This window comes from Pantoea sp. B65 (assembly GCF_047308185.1).
In the GTDB taxonomy this organism is placed as follows: Bacteria; Pseudomonadota; Gammaproteobacteria; order Enterobacterales; family Enterobacteriaceae; genus Erwinia.
This window is the reverse complement of the sequence record NZ_JAHXPU010000040.1, coordinates 93110-113553: the sequence shown is the minus strand read 5'-3', so window position 1 is coordinate 113553 and position 20444 is coordinate 93110. Positions and strand designations below refer to the sequence as shown.

The following is a 20444-nucleotide window of genomic DNA, read 5'->3' as shown; positions in this document are numbered from 1 at the left end:
TCCTTCCGGCCTTTTTATTATTAGCCGCCGGTACTCAGGATCAAACAACCCGCCTCGACCCTGACGTTCACCGTGCTGCCGGTCTCAAACCCCGCTTCACGCAGCCACTTGCCGGACAGGTTCACTGCCGGCGTGCTGGTATCGCCTCTTTGCGGCCGGTATCCCACAAGGTACGGCCTCATTTCGTTGCTGTGGTCAGCGGTGGCAGAGGGTTGCAGCCCTTTACCACCGCGTTAAAAAACTGCTCCTGCGGCCTGGCGTTCATCGCGTCCGGCATCTCCGCAATCATCTTCTGCCGTGCCTGCGGCGAGGCCTCGATCCCTGCCATATAGTGCTGCCACTTCGGCGGCGGACCGCGCCTGTTCACCGGCCTGTGGAGACATACCGTTTCCGCTGGGGTGCAGATTCGCTGCTGCTGGAAGAGGTCAGAGGTCACTGGCTAAAAATAAGAGGCAAAGTAGACTTTGAGATACTTTGGCAGGCTAACATATGGTGTCCCCTGCAGGAATCGAACCTGCAACTAGCCCTTAGGAGGGGCTCGTTATATCCATTTAACTAAGGGGACCTGGGCCGGGAGTATAACGCATTTTTACACGCAGATTAACCACTTACCCAACTGTTTGCTCATTCTGTCAGCAATTAGCGCTGACTATTTTCTGTCGCCTTCGCCTGACGTTCGGCCTGTTTCTTCTTTGCGGCCGCCTGCGCCTTTGCTTTCAGGCTAATTTCGTTGCGGATCTGTGCATGACTGATCAGGGCGAAGATAAAGGTGCCGCCAATAATATTGCCTGCCAGCGTGGGCAGGGCAAAGGGCCAGAAAAATTGATACCAGCTGAGGGTGCCGTTAAATACCAGATATAACACCTCGACCGAGCCGACCACGATATGTGCTAAATCGCCCAGCGCCACCAGCCAGGTCATCATAATAATTACCACGATCTTTGCTGCCCCCGCCGAGGGAAACATCCATACCATGGTGGCAATAATCCAGCCGGAGATCACCGCATTGGCAAACATTTCCCCTGGCGAATTGAGCATCACTTTTTCACTGATATGGCTAAAGGCGGCGCGGGTAGCATCATCAAAAACAGGCATATGGTTAAAGGCCAGCGCACCCAGAGCGGTACCGATCAGATTGCCTGCCAGCACAATGCCCCACAGCCGGAATAGCAGCAGAAAATTGCTGCCGGTCGGTTTATGCATAATCGGTAATACGGCGGTGACGGTATTTTCGGTAAATAGCTGCTGACGCGCCATAATGACAATCACAAAGCCAAAGGTATAGCCGAGGTTCTCCAGCAGGAAACCACCGGGTACGCCGGCAAGATGCAGCTGAAAAATACCTTTCGCCATCAGCGAGGCGCCCATGGATAAACCGGCAGCAATCGCTGACCAGAGCAGGGCCATCCCATCGCGTTCCAGCTCTTTTTCACCATCCTGACGTATCTGCTCATGAATTGCCGCCGCGGCTGACGGCAATGCTTCCTCATCGACTTCGATCTCGGTTCCCTGCTGATGTTCTTCGCTATCTACTTTCCCGTTACCGGCGCTATTGTTATCTGACTGCACGATGATTTTCCCCGCAAATGATTATAGCCGTGATGCCAGGCAGCAGCGGTGTGTGGGCTACTGCCGTTGTTAAGCGTAGCGGTTTTTTTCAAGGCGATGAAAATGTAACGTCAAAGTAGAAGAAAGGTAACAAGACTTTAACTTCGCTGATTTTTTACACTAAAGCGGCCGGTTATCGTCATCCGGCCTTCCTGACGCCACCGCTGGCGAGGACGCTGAGGCTGCTAACCAACCATTGCTTATGTTACTATTCTGATCTTCATTATTAGTGTGACTCTCTCCCCGATGCTGGAAGTAAAGAATCTCACCTGTCTCCGTGATGAGCGATTTTTGTTCAGCGATTTGAGCTTTATCGTTTCAGCGGGTGATATTGTGCAGATTGACGCGCCAAATGGCGCCGGTAAAACCTCATTATTACGTCTGCTGGCGGGCCTTAGCCGGGCCGAAAGCGGTAACGTACTCTGGCGTCAGCAGGATATTCGTCATCAGCGCCAGCAATGGCATAGCGAGTTACTCTACCTCGGTCATCAACCCGGGGTGAAAGCGCTGTTAACGCCGCTGGAAAACCTGGCGTTCTGCCATCCGGATGGCGATCGGCATCAGCTGCTGGCGGCGCTGGACGCGGTCGAACTGACCGGCTTCGAGGATCTGGCGGTGGCGCAGCTTTCCGCCGGGCAACAGCGGCGTGTGGCGCTGGCGCGTTTATGGCTTAGCCGCGCGCCATTATGGATCCTCGATGAGCCCTTAACGGCTATCGATAAATCAGGGGTTGAAAAGCTGATGGCGCGCTTTACTCAGCATGCCCGGCAGGGTGGGGCGCTGATCGTCACCAGTCATCAGGATCTGCCGGCTCTCAATCTGCCGGTACGTAAAATTCGTCTGGCCGACGCGGAGGCGAATTAATGCTGTGGCGGGTTATTCAGCGCGAACTGCAAATCGCTTTTCGCCGCGCGGCGGAAATTATCAATCCGCTGTGGTTTTTCCTGATGGTGATTACGCTGTTCCCGCTGGGTATTGGTCCGGAACCACAATTGCTGGCGCGTATTGCCCCCGGCATTGTCTGGGTAGCGGCGCTGCTCTCCTCGTTACTGGCGCTGGAACGCCTGTTCCGTGATGACTTTCTCGACGGTTCGCTGGATCAACTTTTATTGTTGCCAACGCCGCTGCCCGTGATCATCGTCGCCAAAGTGCTGGCACACTGGATGATTACCGGTTTGCCGCTGTTAGTATTATCGCCGCTGGCGGCACTGCTGCTGTCACTGGATTTTGCCAGCTGGCGCGCGATGGCGCTGACGCTGCTGCTGGGAACGCCGACCCTGAGCTTTCTCGGCGCCATTGGGGTGGCGTTAACCGTCGGTCTGCGGCGTGGCGGTGTCTTGTTAACGCTGCTGGTGCTGCCGCTGGCGATACCGGTACTGATTTTTGCCACTGCGGCAATTGATGCTGCCGCGGCGGGACTGGCGATTGACGGCTATCTGGCGCTGCTCGGCGCCATGCTGGCTGGCAGCGCCACGCTGGCGCCCTTTGCTGCCGCTGCCGCCTTACGGATTAGCGTGCAGTGACCGGGGCCGAAAATACCCCCGGCTGTCGATAACGACACGATAACCCTATAAAAACGAAAATTTATTTTTTATTGTGGGCAATAAATCATGTGGAAATGGCTACAACAGCTGGCAAAGCCGGAACGGCTTTATCAGTTCTGCGGGCAACTGGTGCCCTGGTTTACCCTGACCGGTCTGGCAAGCCTGCTACTGGGTTGGGGGTGGGGGTTTGGTTTTGCCCCGGCGGATTACCAGCAGGGGGAGAGTTATCGCATCATCTACCTACATGTGCCTGCGGCGATGTGGTCGCTGGGGATCTATGCCTCAATGGCGATTGCGGCGCTGGTCGGGCTGGTGTGGCAAATAAAAACCGCTGACCTCGCCGCCGCCGCCATGGCGCCGGTGGGGGCGGTGTTTACCTTTATTGCGCTGGTCACCGGCTCCGCCTGGGGGAAGCCAATGTGGGGCACCTGGTGGATTTGGGATGCGCGCCTGACTTCCGAACTGGTGCTGTTGTTTCTTTATATTGGGGTGATCGCTCTCTACCACGCTTTTGACGACCGTCGCGTCGCTGGCCGGGCCGCCGGTATTCTGATTCTGGTTGGCGTGATCAATCTGCCGATTATTCACTATTCGGTTCAGTGGTGGAACACTCTGCATCAGGGATCCTCCGGCATGTTGCAACAGGCGATTGCGCCGGCGATGCGTACCCCGCTGCGCTGGTCAATCCTCGGCTATCTGCTGGTATTTATCGCCCTGACGCTCATGCGCCTGCGCAATTTGCTATTGCTTAGCGAACGCCACCGCCCGTGGGTGGTCAGCGTGGCGGCAAAGGGAGAAGATAAGTGATGACGCCCGCGTTCTCTGGCTGGCAGGATTTCTTCGCCATGGGCGGTTATGCCTTTTATGTCTGGCTGGCGGTGGTTTTTACCCTGATCCCGCTGGGCGCTCTGTTTTTACACAGCCACTGGCAGCGCCGTCGGCTGCTGGCGGCAATTCGTCAGCGCCAGTGGCGTGAGCAACGTATTCGCGCCGCCAAAAACAAATCATCCGCCTCTGCAAACGCAGGAGAGCAACAGTGAATACCCGTCGTAAACATCGCCTGTATCTGGTGCTGGCGATCTTAACTGGCGTCGGTCTGGCCACGGCGTTAGTCATGTATGCCCTGCGTTCCAATATCGATCTGTTCTACACTCCCGGTGAAATTATTAATGGAAAAGGCGCCGCGCAGGAGAAACCAGTAGCTGGCCAGCGTTTACGCGTTGGCGGGATGGTGTTGCCTGGCAGCGTCAAACGCGATCCGCAGACGCTGCGCGTGTCATTTAAATTGTATGACGCCAGGGGAACCATCGGCGTCAGCTATCAGGGCATCCTGCCGGATCTGTTCCGCGAAGGGCAGGGAGTGGTCGCGCAAGGGGTGCTGGAGCCAGGTAACCTGGTCAATGCCAGGGAAGTGCTGGCAAAACATGATGAAAAATACACGCCGCCGGAAATTGAAGACGCAATGAAACCGGCGCATAAGCCGGTGGCGGCGCTTTACCCGTCTGCGCCCGGTGGCCGCTTATGATGCCGGAAATCGGCAGTTTTCTGCTCTGTCTGGCGCTGGCGCTGTCACTGCTGTTGAGTATTTATCCGCTGTGGGGAGCCAGCCGCCAGGATGCGCGGCTGATGGCGCTGGCGCGTCCGTTGAGTTACGGGCTGTTTGCCTGTATTTTCGGCGCTTTTGCGCTGTTGGTGCAGGCGTTTATCGTCAACGATTTCACCGTCGCCTATGTGGCCGCCAACTCCAATACCCTGTTGCCGGTCTATTACCGCATTGCCGCCAGCTGGGGCGCTCATGAGGGTTCGCTGCTGTTATGGGTACTGCTGCTCAGCGGCTGGACGCTGGCGGTGGCGCTATTCAGTCGCGCGATGCCGCTGGATGCCATTGCCCGCGTGCTGGCGGTAATGGGCATGATTAACCTCGGCTTTTTACTGTTTATCACGCTGACATCCAACCCGTTTACCCGTACCCTGCCGGCGTTCCCGATTGATGGCAGCGATCTTAATCCAATGCTGCAGGATATCGGGCTGATTTTCCATCCGCCGCTACTGTATATGGGCTATGTCGGTTTCTCCGTGGCCTTTGCTTTTGCTATCGCGTCACTGATGGCCGGTCGCCTCGATACCGCATGGGCGCGCTGGTCGCGACCATGGACCACTGCCGCCTGGGTGTTTCTCACTATCGGTATCGTGCTCGGATCCGCCTGGGCTTACTATGAGCTGGGCTGGGGCGGCTGGTGGTTCTGGGATCCGGTGGAAAATGCTGCTTTTATGCCGTGGCTGGCCGGTACCGCGCTGATCCATTCGCTGGCGGTAACGGAAAAACGCGGCACCTTCAAAGCCTGGACGGTACTGCTGGCGATTAGCGCATTTTCTCTCAGCCTGCTGGGCACTTTCCTGGTGCGTTCCGGGGTGCTGGTATCGGTTCACGCCTTTGCCTCCGATCCGGCGCGCGGCATGTTTATTCTCGCCTTGCTGGTGGTGGTCATCGGCAGTTCGCTGCTGCTGTATGCGGTAAAAGGCGGTAAGGTGCGCAGTCGGGTGCTTAACGAGATGTGGTCACGCGAATCCTTCCTGCTCGGCAATAACCTATTACTGATTGCCGCGATGCTGGTGGTATTACTCGGCACTCTGTTGCCGCTGGTACATAAGCTGCTTGGGCTGGGCAGCATCTCGGTCGGTGAACCTTTCTTTAATACGATGTTCAGCTGGCTGATGGCGCCGCTGGCGCTGCTGCTCGGCATCGGGCCGCTGGTGCGCTGGCGTCGTGACGAGCCGCAAAAACTGTGGAAACGGCTGGCGCTGGCGCTGATCACGACGCTGGTTTTATCCATGGTGCTGCCATGGCTGATGCAGGATCGTATTGAAGCGATGGCGGTAGTCGGCCTGATGATGTCGTTATGGGTGATTATTCTGACGCTTATGGAGTTGCATGAACGCGCTACGCATCGCCACTCGCTGCTACACGGGTTGCGCCTGCTGTCACGCAGCCACTGGGGCATGGTGCTCGGTCATCTTGGGGTGGCGGTAACGATTATTGGTATCGCTTTTAGCCAGAACTATAGCGTTGAGCGTGATGTGCGGATGAAGGCCGGCGACAGTGTGGATATTCACCAATATCACTTTGTCTTCCGCGAGCTGCGCAATCTGCAGGGCGCCAATTACAGCGGCGGCGTGGCGCTGATTGATGTCACGCGTAATGGCAGGCATGAAGCGACGCTGCGTGCGGAAAAACGTTTTTATAGCGTGACGCGTTCCATGATAACGGAAGCGGCGATCGACGGCGGTTTGAGCCGCGATCTTTATGCCGCCCTGGGCGAGGAACTGGACGACAACGCCTGGGCGGTGCGTATCTATTACAAACCGTTTGTACGCTGGATTTGGTTTGGCGGGCTGTTGATGGCGCTGGGCGGGGTGTTATGCCTGCTCGATCCGCGCTATCGCACGCGTAAAAAAGCCCGACAGGAGCCGGTATGAACAATAAGTTCCTCTATATTCCGCTGGCGCTGTTTCTGCTGCTGGCGGCGGCGCTGCTGTATCAACTGGCGCGCAATGCCGATGGCGACGATCCGACGCGCCTCGAATCGGCGCTGATTGGCAAGCCGGTGCCGCAGTTTAAACTGGAATCGCTGGATCAGCCCGGTAAGATTTACCATCAGGCGGTGCTGCGCGATGGTCAGCCGCTGTTGCTGAATGTCTGGGCCACCTGGTGTCCCACCTGCCGCGCCGAGCATCAATATCTCAATACTCTGGCGCAGCAGGGGGTTCGGGTGGTGGGGCTGAACTATAAAGACAGTCGTCAGAAAGCCATCACCTGGCTGAATACGCTGGGAAATCCTTACGCACTCAGTCTGTATGACGGCAACGGCATGCTGGGACTGGATTTGGGCGTGTATGGCGCACCGGAGACTTTTCTGATCGATGGTCAGGGCATTATCCGTTATCGTCACACGGGCGATATTAATCAGCAGGTCTGGCAGCAGGAATTCAAACCGCTGTGGGATAAATACCGTCAGGAGTCAGGCTTATGAAATCCCTTATTGCGCTAGTATCTGGCCTGCTGCTGGCCTGCAGCGCGTTTGCCGCTATTGATACCCTGCAGTTTGATTCGCCGGCGCAGGAGCAGCAGTATCGCCAGATAACCGAATCACTACGCTGCCCGAAATGCCAGAACAATAGTATTGCCGATTCCAATGCGATGATCGCCGGCGATATGCGGCTGAAAGTTTACCAGTTAATGAAACAGGGCCAGAGCAAGCAGCAGATCACTGATTATATGGTGGCGCGCTATGGCAACTTTGTCAGTTATCAGCCGCCGCTGACCGCCTCGACCCTGATTCTGTGGGCCGGGCCGCTCCTGTTTGTATTGCTGGGCGCACTGTTGATTATGGTACGCAGCAGAAAATCGCTGCCGGATCAGCAGACGCCGCCCGACGCCGCTGAGCAGCAGCGGCTGGATAAGCTGTTGAAGAACAACCGGAAGTCATCATGAGCCTGTTTTGGTTAACCCTTTTGGCGTTATTACTGGCGGCCAGCGCGTTACTGTTACTGGCCGGCTGGCGCAGCCAGCATGCCAGTGCGGACCAACGCGATAGCCTGAACACCGCCTTTTATCATCAGCGGTTGCAGGAGCTGGAGCAGGATGAAGCGCAGGGCGTGGTGAGCGGACGCGCAGAGATGGTGCGTGAACTGCAACAAACGCTGTTAACCGATATCCCGGATAGCGCTTATCCAGCGGCGCGCAGCGTCAGTCGCTGGGTGCTGCTGCCGGGCGTGTTGCTGATTTTTATTGTCAGCCTCGGGCTGTGGTTAAACGTGGGCGGACTGCCGCAGTTGCTGGCCTGGCAGCAGGTGCAAAGCGAGCTGCCGGCATTACGAGAGCGGGTAATGGATGCCAATGGCAAGCCGCTGTCGCTGGAGGAGCTGGCGCGTCTCGGCTTAGGTATTCGTAGCGAACTGCAGGCCGAACCCAATAATATCAATGACTGGATGATGCTGGGGCGCATTGGCATGGTACTGAATAATGTCACTACCGCCAGCCAGGCGTTTCAGCACGCATTGCAACTGGAACCGACCAATAGCGACGTTAAACTTAGCTATGCTGAAGTGCTGACCCGTTCCAGCGATGCGCAGGATAACCGTGCAGCGGAAGAGATGCTGCAGGCAATGCAAAAACAGGATAGCCATAATCTGCGGATACTGGGATTATTAGCTTTCAATGCCTATCAGCAACAGCATTACGCTGCGGCTATCGCTGACTGGCAGCGGTTGCTAACCCTGCTGCCCGCTGGCGACCCGCGCGTAACGCCGATCCAGCACAGCATTGAGCAGGCGAAAACCGATTCCGGCGTACAAACCAGCCAGCTGGTGCTAAGCATTAAGCTATCGCCGGCGGCAGAAAAAATGTTGCCTGACGGCGGAGTATTGTATATTTCTGTTTCTGACGGGGTTTCTCCACTGCCGGTGGCGGTGAAAAAACTGCCGCTCGGTCATTTCCCGTTAGCGCTAACGCTGGATGACAGTAATGCCATGATGCCAGAGCGCCTGCTTTCGGCGCAGCATCAGGTTCAGGTACGGGTTCGCATTTCGCGCGATGGCAGTGCCAACCCTCAGCCGGGTGACTGGCTGGGTGAAAGTGCGGCGACGCCATATGATGGTTACCAGCAGCTGTCTGTTGAAATTGATCGGCAGCAGCCCTGAGGCGCTAAATAATTTACCAGTACAGGGAGCACAACATGAATTTCCGCCTGACGGCATTGGCACTGGCTAGTGTGTTACTGGTTGGCTGCGCCAGTTCGAAGGATACGAATGCACCGCAACAGCGTTCCGATCCGCTGGAAGGTTTTAACCGCACGATGTTTGATTTCAACTATAACGTGCTGGATCCCTATGTACTGCGTCCGGTGGCTGTAGCCTGGCGTGATTACGTGCCAACCCCGGCGCGTACCGGCATGGGTAACTTCCTCGGTAACCTTGATGAACCGGCGGCGATGGTTAACTCCTTCCTGCGCGGCGACCCGTATCGCGGTATGGTGCACTTTAACCGTTTCTGGCTGAATACCCTGTTAGGGATGGGCGGCTTTATTGATGTCGCCGGGATGGCGAACCCGAAACTGGCGCGCGAAGAACCTCCTCGTTTCGGCGGTACGCTCGGTTCGTATGGCGTTGGCTATGGTCCGTATGTCGAATTACCGGCCTACGGCAGTTTTACCCTGCGTGAAGATGGCGGCGACTATGCTGACAATCTCTACCCGGCGCTGAGCTGGCTGACTTTCTGGATGTCGGCGGGTAAATGGGTGCTGGAAGGCGTCGAGACGCGGGCACAGCTGCTGGATTCCGATGCCATACTGCGTAATAGCAAAGATCCGTACGCCTTTGTTCGCAACGCCTATTTCCAGCGTCATGATTTCCTGGCGAGCGGTGGCAAGCTGAAACCGCAAGAGAACCCGAATGCGTCGGCGATTCAGGGTGATATAAAAGATATTGACGCCGAATAACCGCGATATATTTCGTCTGGCGTTTGATGCAGCACGGGGGCCATACATGGCCCCCGTTACATTAATGGCACACGCCACATTTAGAACTTGTAGTTAAAGCCCGCGCCATACAACCAGGCGGTACCTTCAGACTGGAACACATAGTTGCCTTCTTCGACCCGTACTTTCTGACCATGCATATAAGAGATGCCGACATCAACCGATGCATCCGGGTTAAAGGCGTAGGAGGCGCCGGCGCTCAGCCACAGGCGATCCTGGTCAGGAATGGAGATCGAGCGTTTATCGGAAGGTACCGGGCTGTCATCAAAGGCGATACCGGTACGGAAGGTCCAGTTATCGTCGTAGAAGTAGCTGGTGCCCAGTGCGATACGGTAAGCATCGCGGAAGCCTTCATCTTTATAGAACAGGGTCTGGCCCTGTGAACCGGTGGCTTTCAGCTCCTGGAACTGGCTCCAGCTGGTATAAGACATGCTGTAGTGCACTGCCCATTGCGGCGCCACTTTATGGTAACCGGACACTTCCCACATTTCCGGCAGGTTCAGGGTCAGAGAACCCGGAATGGTATTGCCGTCGGTGCCGTAAGGCAGGCCAAAAGCGCTGGCCGATGGGGTACCATTCAGATAAGAAGGCAGGCTGCTCTTATAGTCGCCGTCAAAGTCGATTTTCACTTCTGAGCGATAGGTGAAACCGAAACGGTTATTTTTATCCACTTCATACAAAATACCGGCGTTCCAGCCGTAACCCCATTTATCACCTTTCAGATAAGCAATTTGCGTATCCGCCGGGACGCCGAGCAAAGAGCCGGTTTCACCGGCATAGCGCTCAATTTTCGCTCTGGCGTAAACCGCATCAAAGCCAAGACCAAAACTGAAGTGTTCATTCAGACGATACGCGGTACTGATATTAAAATTACTGGTCATCAGATCGGTTTTACCGCCATAAGCGCCCGCGGTATAACCACTATTAAATTCGGTTGCCAGACCATAATTACTGGTTGCGGATGCGCCCACCCACCACTGATCGTTAATCGGGTGAACGTAATGAATATTAGGTATCCATTGGTTTGGCGCAATATTATCCGCGTTCAGACTATTTCCGGAACTGCTGGTACCATCAATATTTACATTGGGATCGATAAATACCGCCCCAATACTAAGCTGAGGGCGATCCATTAATGCCATGGTTGCCGGGTTACGACTGGCTGAGGCTGCGGTATCTCCTATTGCGCCTTCGCCTGAATAGGCGCGGCCTAAACCAATAGAAGAGAATTCATTGAGTTGAAAGCCCGCGGCATACACCTGAGAAGAGACGAGCGCCACTGCAGCTGCCACAGCTGACTTTGCGAACAGGTTTTTATGGTTCATGACCACAACCTCATTATCTGATTTTATGAAACTATGTTACATAGCGTAACAAGGATCGCGGATTGTAGGGACTGACAGACGGCTAACAAATCAGACCAGTGCGGCAAGTATAGGTCCGACCTGTACACATGTTGCAATATTGTTTTTAAAATATTGCCAAAATGATATCCGAAATAAGATCTGCTTAACAAAAAATGCGCGATTAGCGGGTAAAAAAAATTGTCGCAAACCCCCCAGTTTGTTCTGGATCAATTTTAATTGTGATATTCATCACTTAACGGCGTTAAGCCGGGGTAAAGGTAGTGCCGAAAATTAGGCGGGAGTAAACTATTACATATTGAATTAGTTTGCCTGCCATTGCGGCGGCATAACACAGGAGATCACCATGACCGATGCCATTAATAAATGTAGCGCTAATGAAACCGCAGCCTGTTGCTGTGTCGATGTTGGCACCATTATGGATAACACCGACTGCTCTGCCGCTTACAGTCGGGTATTTGACAGCCGTGCAGCAGCCGAAGCGATGCTGGCGAGCTTAACGCAGAAAGCGCGTTCCGTGGAATCTGACCCGTGTGACATTCGCGCCCGCTTTACTGAGCTGAGCCATGGCGTGCAGCTTGATGTGGATTTTGTCTTTGCCTGTGAGGCGGAGACGCTGATTTTCCAGCTGGGTCTGCGTTAATCCTTGTCTGCAGTAAAAAAGTGGCGGCCTGGCTGCCACTCTCCCCTCAATTCGTGTCTGTACTCTCATTTTTCTCTCACCGCGCTTGGCGCAATGTAACATTCTGGTTAACACTGATGATCAGGTCTGACCTCTTTTGGCAATGATGCCTCCGATCTCGGTTAACAGGTGATAATAATGAGCAAAGCGCTATCTTTGCTGACGCGTCAGGGTGAACGCATCGCGATAACACACGGATTACGCACGCCTTTTGCCCGTCAGGCTACCGCGCTGCATGGTATTCCGGCGGTGGAACTCGGTAAAATGGTGGTGGGTGAACTGCTGGCGCGCAGCAATCTCCCGGCGGAAGTGATTGAGCTGCTGGTGTTCGGTCAGGTGGTGCAGATGCCGGAAGCGCCGAATATCGCGCGTGAAATTGTGCTGGGCAGCAGCCTGAGCGTACATACCGACGCCTGGAGCGTCAGTCGCGCCTGCGCCACCAGTTTTCAGGCGGTGGCCAGTGTGGCCGAGAGCCTGCTGGTCGGCACGATTCAGGCGGGCATTGCCGGTGGCGCCGACTCCTCCTCAGTACTGCCGATTGGCGTCAGTAAAAAACTCGGACGCGCGCTGGTTGATCTCAGCAAAGCCCGCAGCCTGACGCAAAAAATCAAACTGTTCAGCCAGCTGCGTCCGCGTGACCTGTTGCCGGTGCCGCCCGCCGTCGCCGAATACTCTACCGGCCTGCGCATGGGGGATACCGCAGAGCAGATGGCGAAAACCCATGGTATTACCCGCGAACAGCAGGATGCCCTGGCGCATCGCTCCCATCTGCATGCCGCAAAGGCGTGGGAAGAAGGCAAGCTGGCGGAAGAGGTAATGACCGCCTTTGTACCGCCATGGCGCGCCGCTTTTCAGCAGGACAACAATGTGCGACACGACTCGAAGCCGGAAGATTACGCCCGCTTACGTCCCGCCTTTGACCGCAAACACGGTACCGTTACCGCCGCCAACAGTACGCCATTAACCGATGGCGCCGCCGCGGTGATCCTGATGACCGAGTCGCGCGCGCGCGAACTCGGCATCGTGCCGCTCGGCTATCTGCGCAGCTACGCCTTTACCGCCATTGATGTCTGGCAGGATATGCTACTCGGCCCCGCCTGGGCTTCACCGCTGGCGCTGGATCGGGCGGGTATTACCCTGGACGACTTGACGCTAATCGATATGCACGAAGCCTTTGCGGCCCAGACGCTGGCAAATCTGAAGATGTTCAGTGACGAACGCTTTGCCCGTGAGGTGCTGAAACGGCCTCATGCGCTGGGCGAAGTCAATCAGGAGAAATTTAATGTGCTGGGCGGATCGATTGCTTACGGCCATCCGTTTGCCGCTACCGGCGCGCGCATGATTACGCAAACCCTGAACGAGCTGAAACGACGTGGCGGCGGGTTAGGGCTGGTGACAGCCTGTGCTGCTGGCGGACTCGGCGCGGCAATGGTTCTGGAGGCCGAATAATGGAACAGCCATCTGCATTTCACTTACAGATGCGTCTGGACAACGTCGCGGTTATCACCATCGACGTGCCGGACGAGAAAATGAATACGCTGAAAGCCGCCTTTGCCGGACAGATTCGCCAGGTGATTCAGCGCGCACGGGAAAATCCTCATCTGGCCGGGGTGGTGATTATTTCCGGTAAACCTGACTCCTTTATCGCCGGGGCGGATATCAGCATGATCGCCGCCTGCGACAGCGCGCAACGGGCGTCAGCGCTGGCGAAGCAGGGACAGAAAATGATGAGCGAGATCGCGGCGCTCCCTTTTCCGGTGGTGGCGGCGATTCATGGCGCCTGCCTCGGCGGCGGGCTGGAACTGGCGCTGGCCTGTAGTCAGCGAATCTGCACGCCGGATGATAAAACCCGGCTGGGGCTGCCTGAAGTTCAGCTCGGTCTGCTGCCCGGCTCCGGCGGCACGCAACGCTTACCGCGGCTGGTGGGGGTACCGGTGGCGCTGGAGATGATGCTGAGCGGTAAAACGCTGCGCCCGCGCCAGGCGCTGAAAATCGGTCTGGTGGATGATGTCGTGCCGCAGACTATTTTGCTGGAAACCGCCGTCGCCCTGGTGCTGGCCGGGCAGAAGTCGCGTCCGCGTTTGCCGGTGGGTAAACGCCTGACCAATGGTCCGTTGGGGCGTGCGTTGCTGTTTACTCTCGCCACCCGTCGCACCCGGGCGAAGAGCCGGGGGAACTATCCGGCCACTGAGTATATTTTATCGGTGGTCCGTACCGGACTGGAGCAGGGCAGCAGCAGTGGTTATGCCGCAGAAGCGCAGGCATTTGGCGACCTGGTGATGACGCCAGAGTCAGTGGCGCTGCGCAGCCTGTTTTTTGCCACCACGGCGCTGAAAAAAGAGCATGGCGCGCAGGCGGAGCCGCGCAGGCTACGGGCGATTGGCGTGCTGGGCGGGGGGCTGATGGGCGGCGGTATCGCCTGTGTCACCGCAACACGCGCCGGTTTGCCGGTACGGATTAAAGATATCAGCGCCGAAGGAATTAACCATGCGCTGAAATATAGCTGGGACACGCTGGGTAAAAAGGTCAAACGGCGCCATATTAAGCCTGCCGAACGCCTGCGTCAGATGGCGCTGATCTCCGGCGATACCGCTTATCGCGGTTTTCAGCAGCGCGATGTGGTAATTGAAGCGGTATTTGAAGATTTGGCGCTGAAACAAACAATGGTGGCCGAAGTGGAACAGCACTGCGCCGCCACCACTATTTTTGCTTCCAATACCTCATCACTGCCTATCAGCCAAATTGCCGCTCAGGCGCAGCGACCGGAAAATGTTATCGGCCTGCACTACTTTAGCCCGGTCGACAAAATGCCGCTGGCAGAAGTGATCCCCCATGCCGCAACCAGTGCGGAAACGATTGCCACTACCGTCGCGCTGGCGAAGAAACAGGGGAAAACCGCGATTGTGGTGGCGGATCGCGCGGGCTTTTACGTCAATCGCATTCTTGCTCCCTATATTAATGAAGCAATGCACTGTTTGCTGGCCGGGGAACCGGTTGGGGTGATTGATAACGCGCTGGTGGAATTTGGTTTTCCGGTCGGGCCGATGCAGTTACTGGATGAAGTCGGCATTGATGTCGGCAGCAAAATCATGCCGATTCTGCAGCAGGCATATGGCGAGCGTTTTGCTGCCCCTGAGGCCTTTGCGGCGATCCTCGCGGACAACCGTAAAGGGCGCAAAAACGGACGCGGTTTTTATCGTTATTCAACGGCGGCGCTGTCGCGGAAAAAACGGGTGGATAGCCGCATTTATCCGCTGATCAAAGTCAAACCGAAAGCGCGGCTTGAGGGAGCGCTGATCGCGCAGCGCTGTGTGATGATGATGCTGAATGAGGCGGTGCGTTGCCATGATGAGCAGGTGATCCGCAACGCGCGTGATGGCGACATAGGCGCGGTATTTGGCATTGGATTTCCGCCGTTTTTGGGCGGTCCGTTCCATTATATCGATCGTTTAGGCGCCACTATGGTGGTGAACACATTAGTCAATCTAATGCATCAGTATGGTGAGCGCTTTGCGCCCTGTGACGCATTGCGTCGCATGGCGGAGCAAAATAAAAAGTTTTACAAAACAGAGCTTGCCAGTGATACCCATATTGATTCAGTGGCTTAGCTAATCCCAGTCGCAGCGCTGGTTGTGGCGCTGTTCTGATAAGCGCTTATTAAATACACAATTGGTTGACTATACTCAGGGCATTGGGGTACAACACAGCGTTCATTCGCAGAATGAAGAGTCAGCGGACCCCAGTTCGCGGCGATTATGTTTAACAATAGCGGTGCATTATGCAAGTTTTTATTATGCGTCACGGCGATGCGGCATTAGATGCAGCAAGTGATTCAGTCAGACCTCTTACTCATTGCGGCTGTGATGAGTCTCGCCAGATGGCGAGCTGGCTTAACAGCCAGGCGCTGGATATCGAGCGCGTCCTTGTCAGTCCCTATCTCCGTGCTGAGCAGACGCTTGCTACGGTTCGTGAAGCACTTCCGCTGCCCGAAGAGCAGGATGTGTTGCCGGAGCTGACCCCTGGCGGCGATCCGGGGCTGGTCGCCTGCTATTTGCAGACGCTGGCGAACGAAGGGGTAAAATCGGTGCTGGTGATCTCTCACCTGCCGCTGGTAGGTTACCTGGTTTCTGAACTCTGTCCGCAGGAAGCGCCGCCGATGTTTGCCACCTCCGCCATTGCCTGTATCGATTTTGATGGCGCCAGTTGCGAAGGCAAGCTGGAATGGCAGGTGAGTCCGAAGAAATTAGCCAAAGCCATGTAATATCAATGCTCCAGGGGCGGAATTTATTCCGCCCAGACCGGACAGTTGCCCGAACTAGGGTAATTCCGGCGGCTGCCACTCTTCCACTTCAATTAATACCAACAGGGCGGCATCGCCACCAAACTCTTTCGGCGCCTGGTGAAAGGCCATCACATGCGGATGCTGCGCCAGCCAGAGCGGAGTTTGTTGTTTGAGAATATGCTTGCCGTGACCATGCATGACACTGGCGCAAAAGATATGTTCCCGCCGACAGGCGGCAAGAAGCGCGCCCAGCTCCTGTTTTGCCTGGTTTTGCGTTAATCCATGCAGGTCGAGAAAAATCTCCGGCGTATAGTCGCCGCGACGTAACTTCTTCATTTCATAGTGGCTGACATCGCTGCGCACATAGCGCACCGGGCCATCCGTCGACAGCAACGGCTGAAATTCATCAGAAAAGTAGTGGCTGTTATCGGCCTGCTCGGAAAGCAGTCGTTTCTGCGGCACTTCACTGATTTTTTTACGCTTTGGCGCATGCACAATCGTGTCCTGCGTCAGTTTACGCGTCCCACTCATCAACTGACGAAACAGTGCCTTATCATCCGCGCTAAGTTTTTCTTTCCTGGTCATTAGTCTTCACTGTCAGGTTAATTTACGGCGAGCCTGACTACCGGCCGCGACTCGTCAGATCTCTACCTTAACTCGCGACTATAACAAAAGTCAGCTTTTTCACCTCTCTGCGCTGAATTATTGGCGGCTTCGTGGCAAACTAGCTGCCGGGTTTTCAGAACCGCCTGCGGAGGGCAACTTGGATAAAATTTTCGTCGATGAGGCAGTGAACGAACTGCACACCATTCAGGACATGCTGCGTTGGGCGGTAAGCCGTTTTTCAGCAGCCAATATCTGGTATGGCCATGGCACGGATAACCCGTGGGACGAAGCCGTTCAGCTGGTGTTGCCAACACTCTGGTTGCCATTAGATATTCCGGAAGATATGCGCCAGGCGCGTCTTACCTCCAGTGAGCGCCATCGTATCGTGGAGCGTGTGATTCGCCGCGTTAACGAGCGTATCCCGGTGGCGTACCTGACCAATAAAGCCTGGTTTTGCGGTCACGAATTCTATGTCGATGAGCGCGTACTGGTGCCGCGTTCGCCAATTGGTGAATTGATTAACAACCACTTCGCTTCGCTGATCGACCATCAGCCGCAGCATATCCTCGATATGTGTACCGGCAGCGGCTGTATCGCCATTGCCTGTGCTTATGCGTTCCCGGAAGCGGAAGTGGATGCGGTCGATATCTCGCTCGATGCGCTGGCGGTCTGCGAACAGAATATCGACGCCCACGGTCTGATCCACCATGTCACGCCGATTCGCTCCGATCTGTTCCGCGATCTGCCGAAACTGCAGTATGACCTGATCGTCAGCAATCCCCCGTATGTGGATGCGGAAGATATGGGCGATCTGCCGAATGAATACCGCCATGAACCGGAGCTGGGCCTGGCTGCCGGCAGCGATGGTCTGAAACTGGCGCGCCGCATTCTGGCCTGCGCGCCCGATTACCTGACCGATAACGGCATTCTGATTTGTGAAGTCGGCAACAGCATGGTGCATATGATGGAGCAGTATCCGGACGTGCCTTTCACCTGGCTGGAGTTTGATAACGGCGGCGACGGGGTGTTTATGCTGACTAAGCAACAGATTATTGCTGCTGCCGATCACTTCAAAATTTACAAGGACTAAATCATGGCTGGTAATACGATTGGTCGTTTATTCCGTGTCACTACCTTTGGTGAATCCCATGGTATTGCCCTGGGCTGTATTGTGGATGGCGTGCCGCCGGGTATCCCGCTGACGGAAGCCGACCTGCAGCACGATCTCGATCGCCGCCGTCCGGGCACCTCGCGTTACACTACCCAGCGTCGCGAGCCGGATCAGGTGAAAATCCTCTCTGGCGTGTTCGAAGGGGTCACCACCGGTACGCCGATTGGCTTGCTGATTGAGAATACCGATCAGCGTTCGCAGGATTACAGTGCCATCAAAGATGTGTTCCGTCCGGGTCATGCCGACTATACCTACGAACAGAAATATGGCCTGCGCGACTACCGCGGCGGCGGCCGTTCCTCGGCGCGAGAAACCTCAATGCGCGTTGCCGCCGGGGCGATCGCCAAGAAATACCTGGCGCTTAAACACGGTATCAAAGTACGTGGCTACCTGGCGCAGATTGGCGATGTCGCCTGCGAACTGAAAGACTGGCAACAGGTGGAACAGAACCCGTTCTTCTGCCCGGATGCCGATAAGCTGGCAGCGCTGGATGAACTGATGCGTGCGCTGAAGAAAGAGGGCGACTCGATTGGGGCTAAAGTCACGGTAATGGCGGAAAATGTTCCGGCAGGCTGGGGCGAACCGGTGTTTGATCGTCTGGATGCCGATCTGGCCCACGCGCTGATGAGTATCAATGCGGTGAAAGGGGTGGAGATTGGCGACGGCTTTGCGGTGGTTAATCAGCGCGGCAGTCAGCATCGCGATGAGATCCGCGCTACTGGCTTTCAGAGCAACCATGCCGGCGGTATTCTCGGTGGTATCAGCAGCGGCCAGACGGTGATCGCCAACCTGGCGATGAAACCGACTTCCAGCATTACCGTCCCCGGCAATACCATTAACCGGTTTGGTGAAGAGGTAGAGATGATCACCCGTGGTCGTCACGATCCTTGCGTGGGTATCCGCGCCGTGCCGATTGCCGAAGCGATGATGGCGATTGTGCTAATGGATCATCTGATGCTTCAGCGCGCGCAGTGTGCTGATGTTAATAGCGATGTTCCGCGTTGGTAAACCAATGAAAAAACTGCTCTTCACCCTGTGCGCCCTGCTGGTTAGCCTGCCGGCGCTGGCCGCCACGCCATGGCAAAGTATTTACCATCCGATCAGCGGCAGCCCGCAGGCGATTGGCGGTTTTTCCAATGGCTGTATTATCGGCGCCCGGCCGCTGCCGCTGGATGCGGCGAACTATCAGGTGATGCGCCAGGATCAGCGGCGCTATTTCGGTCATCCCGATCTGATCCAGTTTATCCAGCGGCTGAGCAGCCAGGTGAATAAACTGGGTATGGGTGAAGTGCTGATTGGCGATATGGGTATGGCCGCCGGTGGTCGCTTTAGCAGCGGCCACGCCAGCCATCAGTCCGGTCTGGACGTCGATATCTGGCTACAACTGCCGAAAACGCGCTGGAGCGAGCAGATGTTGCTGAAACCGCAGCCGCTCGATCTGGTGGCCGCGGACGATCGCAACGTCGTGGCGCGTCACTGGCAACCGGAAATTGACCGCCTGATCAAACTGGCGGCGCAAGATAACGATGTGACGCGGATCTTCGTCAATCCGGCGATTAAAAAGCAGCTTTGTGCCGATGCCGGCGTCGATCGCGACTGGTTGCGGAAAGTACGCCCGTGGTTTGCCCATCGCGCCCATATGCATGTGCGTCTGCGTTGCCCGCCGGACAGTCTGGAGTGTGAAGAGCAGGCCGCCCCGCCGCCAGGCGATGGCTGCGGCGCGGAGCTGCAAAGCTGGTTTGCGCCGAAAAAGCCTGGCAGCGGCGCGCCCGTGAAGCGTGAACCGCCGCCGCTCCCTCCTTCCTGTCAGGCTTTGCTCGACAGGCACTTACTCTAGGAATTGTGATGGATTGGTTTGTTGTCAGCCCGATGCTGGTCGGGCTGCTGTTTTTGGTGGCGGTAGTGGCAGCATTTATTGATTCAATTGCCGGCGGCGGTGGATTACTTACCGTACCGGCCCTGCTGGCGGCAGGATTGTCGCCAGCCCAGGCGCTGGCGACCAACAAACTGCAGGGGGTGGGGGGATCATTCTCCGCCAGCCTCTATTTCGTGCGGCGTAAAGCGGTCGATCTGCGCGCGCAGAAGCTGAATATCGCCATGGCTTTTATCGGTTCAGTGACCGGCGCGACGCTGATCCAGCATATTGATCCCGGTCTGCTGCGTCAGGTGTTGCCGCTGCTGATTATCGCCATCGGTCTCTATTTCCTGCTTATGCCACGCCTCGGTGAAGAAGATCGTGTTCGTCGCCTGTATGGCCTGCCGTTTGCCCTGGTTGCCGGTGGCTGCGTCGGATTTTATGACGGCTTTTTTGGCCCGGGCGCCGGTTCGTTCTATGCGCTGGCGTTTGTTACCCTCTGCGGCTATAACCTGGCAAAATCCACCGCGCATGCCAAGGTACTCAACTTCTCCTCCAATCTTGGCGGCCTGCTGTTTTTTATTTTTGGCGGCAAAGTGGTGTGGGGCACCGGGCTGGTGATGCTGCTGGGCGCCTTCTGCGGCGCGCGGCTGGGGGCCAGTCTGGTACTCAGTCGTGGTCAGTCGCTCATCCGGCCAATGGTGGTGATGGTTTCGGCGGTGATGAGCAGCAAGTTGCTGTATGACAGCCATGGCGCGCAAATTAGCGCGTGGTTTCACGCGTTGTTCTGAGGGGC

General features: G+C 56.2%; 23 protein-coding genes and 1 tRNA gene. 18 read left to right on the top strand and 6 right to left on the bottom strand.

Features of this window, described 5'->3' with window-relative positions:
* Window positions 1–20: 20 nt before the first annotated feature.
* From JWF83_RS20350 to JWF83_RS20335, 4 genes are all read right to left on the bottom strand, one after another.
* Window positions 21–182: a SymE family type I addiction module toxin gene (locus JWF83_RS20350; protein WP_413652228.1), complete on the bottom strand. Its 162-nt coding sequence runs from the start codon at window positions 180–182 to the stop codon at window positions 21–23.
* Window positions 179–328, bottom strand: coding sequence for a hypothetical protein (locus JWF83_RS20345; protein WP_413652227.1), 150 nt, complete (start codon window positions 326–328; stop codon window positions 179–181). Before JWF83_RS20345 ends, JWF83_RS20350 begins: the two co-directional genes overlap by 4 nt.
* Window positions 329–490: 162 nt before the next feature.
* Window positions 491–565 (bottom strand) — tRNA-Arg (locus tag JWF83_RS20340).
* Window positions 566–639: 74 nt separating this feature from the next.
* Window positions 640–1569, bottom strand: coding sequence for a formate/nitrite transporter family protein (locus tag JWF83_RS20335; RefSeq protein ID WP_413652226.1), 930 nt, complete (start codon window positions 1567–1569; stop codon window positions 640–642).
* Between the two features lie 285 nt (window positions 1570–1854).
* Between JWF83_RS20335 and ccmA the strand changes: the two genes are divergently transcribed.
* From ccmA to mlaA, 10 genes are all read left to right on the top strand, one after another.
* Window positions 1855–2472 (top strand): cytochrome c biogenesis heme-transporting ATPase CcmA, encoded by a 618-nt coding sequence (ccmA, locus tag JWF83_RS20330; RefSeq protein WP_413652225.1) that lies wholly within the window; start codon window positions 1855–1857, stop codon window positions 2470–2472.
* On the top strand, window positions 2472–3131 hold the full coding sequence (ccmB, locus tag JWF83_RS20325) for a heme exporter protein CcmB (protein ID WP_413652224.1): 660 nt from the start codon (window positions 2472–2474) through the stop codon (window positions 3129–3131). Before ccmA ends, ccmB begins: the two co-directional genes overlap by 1 nt.
* Before the next feature lie 87 nt (window positions 3132–3218).
* Window positions 3219–3959, top strand: coding sequence for a heme ABC transporter permease (locus JWF83_RS20320; protein ID WP_413652223.1), 741 nt, complete (start codon window positions 3219–3221; stop codon window positions 3957–3959).
* Window positions 3959–4192 (top strand): heme exporter protein CcmD, encoded by a 234-nt coding sequence (ccmD, locus tag JWF83_RS20315; RefSeq protein WP_413652236.1) that lies wholly within the window; start codon window positions 3959–3961, stop codon window positions 4190–4192. The genes JWF83_RS20320 and ccmD overlap by 1 nt, the downstream gene beginning before the upstream one ends.
* Window positions 4189–4677, top strand: coding sequence for a cytochrome c maturation protein CcmE (gene ccmE / locus JWF83_RS20310; protein ID WP_413652222.1), 489 nt, complete (start codon window positions 4189–4191; stop codon window positions 4675–4677). Before ccmD ends, ccmE begins: the two co-directional genes overlap by 4 nt.
* Window positions 4674–6629 carry a heme lyase CcmF/NrfE family subunit gene (locus JWF83_RS20305; RefSeq protein WP_413652221.1) on the top strand — a complete coding sequence of 652 codons (1956 nt, stop codon included), beginning with the start codon at window positions 4674–4676 and terminating at the stop codon, window positions 6627–6629. Before ccmE ends, JWF83_RS20305 begins: the two co-directional genes overlap by 4 nt.
* Window positions 6626–7183 carry a DsbE family thiol:disulfide interchange protein gene (locus JWF83_RS20300; protein ID WP_413652220.1) on the top strand — a complete coding sequence of 186 codons (558 nt, stop codon included), beginning with the start codon at window positions 6626–6628 and terminating at the stop codon, window positions 7181–7183. Before JWF83_RS20305 ends, JWF83_RS20300 begins: the two co-directional genes overlap by 4 nt.
* Window positions 7180–7644, top strand: coding sequence for a cytochrome c-type biogenesis protein CcmH (locus tag JWF83_RS20295; protein ID WP_413652219.1), 465 nt, complete (start codon window positions 7180–7182; stop codon window positions 7642–7644). The genes JWF83_RS20300 and JWF83_RS20295 overlap by 4 nt, the downstream gene beginning before the upstream one ends.
* Complete coding sequence (gene ccmI, locus JWF83_RS20290) at window positions 7641–8852, top strand: c-type cytochrome biogenesis protein CcmI (RefSeq protein WP_413652218.1); 1212 nt, start codon at window positions 7641–7643, stop codon at window positions 8850–8852. The genes JWF83_RS20295 and ccmI overlap by 4 nt, the downstream gene beginning before the upstream one ends.
* Before the next feature lie 35 nt (window positions 8853–8887).
* Window positions 8888–9649 (top strand): phospholipid-binding lipoprotein MlaA, encoded by a 762-nt coding sequence (gene mlaA / locus JWF83_RS20285; protein ID WP_413652217.1) that lies wholly within the window; start codon window positions 8888–8890, stop codon window positions 9647–9649.
* Window positions 9650–9729: 80 nt separating this feature from the next.
* Here the strand turns inward: mlaA and fadL are convergent, their stop codons facing one another.
* Window positions 9730–11013, bottom strand: coding sequence for a long-chain fatty acid transporter FadL (gene fadL, locus JWF83_RS20280; protein ID WP_413652216.1), 1284 nt, complete (start codon window positions 11011–11013; stop codon window positions 9730–9732).
* A gap of 385 nt (window positions 11014–11398) precedes the next feature.
* On the opposite strand from fadL, the gene JWF83_RS20275 reads away from it, so the two are divergent.
* From JWF83_RS20275 to sixA, 4 genes are all read left to right on the top strand, one after another.
* A complete protein-coding gene (locus tag JWF83_RS20275) occupies window positions 11399–11695 on the top strand; it encodes a YfcZ/YiiS family protein (protein WP_413652215.1) in 297 nt (98 codons plus the stop codon).
* Window positions 11696–11872: 177 nt separating this feature from the next.
* Entirely contained in the window at window positions 11873–13183 is a 1311-nt protein-coding gene (gene fadI / locus JWF83_RS20270; protein ID WP_413652214.1) for an acetyl-CoA C-acyltransferase FadI, read from the top strand.
* Window positions 13183–15342 carry a fatty acid oxidation complex subunit alpha FadJ gene (gene fadJ, locus JWF83_RS20265; protein WP_413652213.1) on the top strand — a complete coding sequence of 720 codons (2160 nt, stop codon included), beginning with the start codon at window positions 13183–13185 and terminating at the stop codon, window positions 15340–15342. The genes fadI and fadJ overlap by 1 nt, the downstream gene beginning before the upstream one ends.
* A 170-nt stretch (window positions 15343–15512) precedes the next feature.
* The gene (sixA, locus tag JWF83_RS20260; protein WP_413652212.1) at window positions 15513–15995 is read left to right on the top strand and encodes a phosphohistidine phosphatase SixA; all 483 of its coding nucleotides are present in this window, start codon (window positions 15513–15515) and stop codon (window positions 15993–15995) included.
* Between the two features lie 54 nt (window positions 15996–16049).
* Here the strand turns inward: sixA and smrB are convergent, their stop codons facing one another.
* The gene (smrB, locus tag JWF83_RS20255; protein WP_413652211.1) at window positions 16050–16601 is read right to left on the bottom strand and encodes an endonuclease SmrB; all 552 of its coding nucleotides are present in this window, start codon (window positions 16599–16601) and stop codon (window positions 16050–16052) included.
* Between the two features lie 178 nt (window positions 16602–16779).
* Here smrB and prmB point away from each other — a divergent pair, with 178 nt between their 5' ends.
* From prmB to JWF83_RS20235, 4 genes are read left to right on the top strand one after another with little or no spacing between them, the layout of a single operon-like run.
* Window positions 16780–17712 carry a 50S ribosomal protein L3 N(5)-glutamine methyltransferase gene (prmB, locus tag JWF83_RS20250; RefSeq protein ID WP_413652210.1) on the top strand — a complete coding sequence of 311 codons (933 nt, stop codon included), beginning with the start codon at window positions 16780–16782 and terminating at the stop codon, window positions 17710–17712.
* A 3-nt stretch (window positions 17713–17715) separates the two neighbouring features.
* Entirely contained in the window at window positions 17716–18801 is a 1086-nt protein-coding gene (gene aroC, locus JWF83_RS20245; protein ID WP_413652209.1) for a chorismate synthase, read from the top strand.
* Window positions 18802–18805: 4 nt separating this feature from the next.
* Window positions 18806–19630, top strand: a complete 825-nt coding sequence (gene mepA, locus JWF83_RS20240) for a penicillin-insensitive murein endopeptidase (protein ID WP_413652208.1) — start codon at window positions 18806–18808, stop codon at window positions 19628–19630.
* A gap of 8 nt (window positions 19631–19638) precedes the next feature.
* Window positions 19639–20439 (top strand): sulfite exporter TauE/SafE family protein, encoded by an 801-nt coding sequence (locus tag JWF83_RS20235; protein WP_413652207.1) that lies wholly within the window; start codon window positions 19639–19641, stop codon window positions 20437–20439.
* The last annotated feature ends 5 nt before the right edge of the window (window positions 20440–20444 follow it).

What these genes read in the sequence shown, in the direction of transcription:
- JWF83_RS20350 (WP_413652228.1), bottom strand. Translation starts at nt 182, where the DNA reads ATGAGGCCGTACCTTGTGGGATACCGGCCGCAAAGAGGCGATACCAGC.
- JWF83_RS20345 (WP_413652227.1), bottom strand. Translation starts at nt 328, where the DNA reads ATGGCAGGGATCGAGGCCTCGCCGCAGGCACGGCAGAAGATGATTGCG.
- ccmA (WP_413652225.1), top strand. Translation starts at nt 1,855, where the DNA reads ATGCTGGAAGTAAAGAATCTCACCTGTCTCCGTGATGAGCGATTTTTG.
- ccmB (WP_413652224.1), top strand. Translation starts at nt 2,472, where the DNA reads ATGCTGTGGCGGGTTATTCAGCGCGAACTGCAAATCGCTTTTCGCCGC.
- JWF83_RS20320 (WP_413652223.1), top strand. Translation starts at nt 3,219, where the DNA reads ATGTGGAAATGGCTACAACAGCTGGCAAAGCCGGAACGGCTTTATCAG.
- ccmD (WP_413652236.1), top strand. Translation starts at nt 3,959, where the DNA reads ATGACGCCCGCGTTCTCTGGCTGGCAGGATTTCTTCGCCATGGGCGGT.
- JWF83_RS20305 (WP_413652221.1), top strand. Translation starts at nt 4,674, where the DNA reads ATGATGCCGGAAATCGGCAGTTTTCTGCTCTGTCTGGCGCTGGCGCTG.
- JWF83_RS20300 (WP_413652220.1), top strand. Translation starts at nt 6,626, where the DNA reads ATGAACAATAAGTTCCTCTATATTCCGCTGGCGCTGTTTCTGCTGCTG.
- JWF83_RS20295 (WP_413652219.1), top strand. Translation starts at nt 7,180, where the DNA reads ATGAAATCCCTTATTGCGCTAGTATCTGGCCTGCTGCTGGCCTGCAGC.
- ccmI (WP_413652218.1), top strand. Translation starts at nt 7,641, where the DNA reads ATGAGCCTGTTTTGGTTAACCCTTTTGGCGTTATTACTGGCGGCCAGC.
- mlaA (WP_413652217.1), top strand. Translation starts at nt 8,888, where the DNA reads ATGAATTTCCGCCTGACGGCATTGGCACTGGCTAGTGTGTTACTGGTT.
- fadL (WP_413652216.1), bottom strand. Translation starts at nt 11,013, where the DNA reads ATGAACCATAAAAACCTGTTCGCAAAGTCAGCTGTGGCAGCTGCAGTG.
- JWF83_RS20275 (WP_413652215.1), top strand. Translation starts at nt 11,399, where the DNA reads ATGACCGATGCCATTAATAAATGTAGCGCTAATGAAACCGCAGCCTGT.
- fadI (WP_413652214.1), top strand. Translation starts at nt 11,873, where the DNA reads ATGAGCAAAGCGCTATCTTTGCTGACGCGTCAGGGTGAACGCATCGCG.
- fadJ (WP_413652213.1), top strand. Translation starts at nt 13,183, where the DNA reads ATGGAACAGCCATCTGCATTTCACTTACAGATGCGTCTGGACAACGTC.
- sixA (WP_413652212.1), top strand. Translation starts at nt 15,513, where the DNA reads ATGCAAGTTTTTATTATGCGTCACGGCGATGCGGCATTAGATGCAGCA.
- smrB (WP_413652211.1), bottom strand. Translation starts at nt 16,601, where the DNA reads ATGACCAGGAAAGAAAAACTTAGCGCGGATGATAAGGCACTGTTTCGT.
- aroC (WP_413652209.1), top strand. Translation starts at nt 17,716, where the DNA reads ATGGCTGGTAATACGATTGGTCGTTTATTCCGTGTCACTACCTTTGGT.
- mepA (WP_413652208.1), top strand. Translation starts at nt 18,806, where the DNA reads ATGAAAAAACTGCTCTTCACCCTGTGCGCCCTGCTGGTTAGCCTGCCG.
- JWF83_RS20235 (WP_413652207.1), top strand. Translation starts at nt 19,639, where the DNA reads ATGGATTGGTTTGTTGTCAGCCCGATGCTGGTCGGGCTGCTGTTTTTG.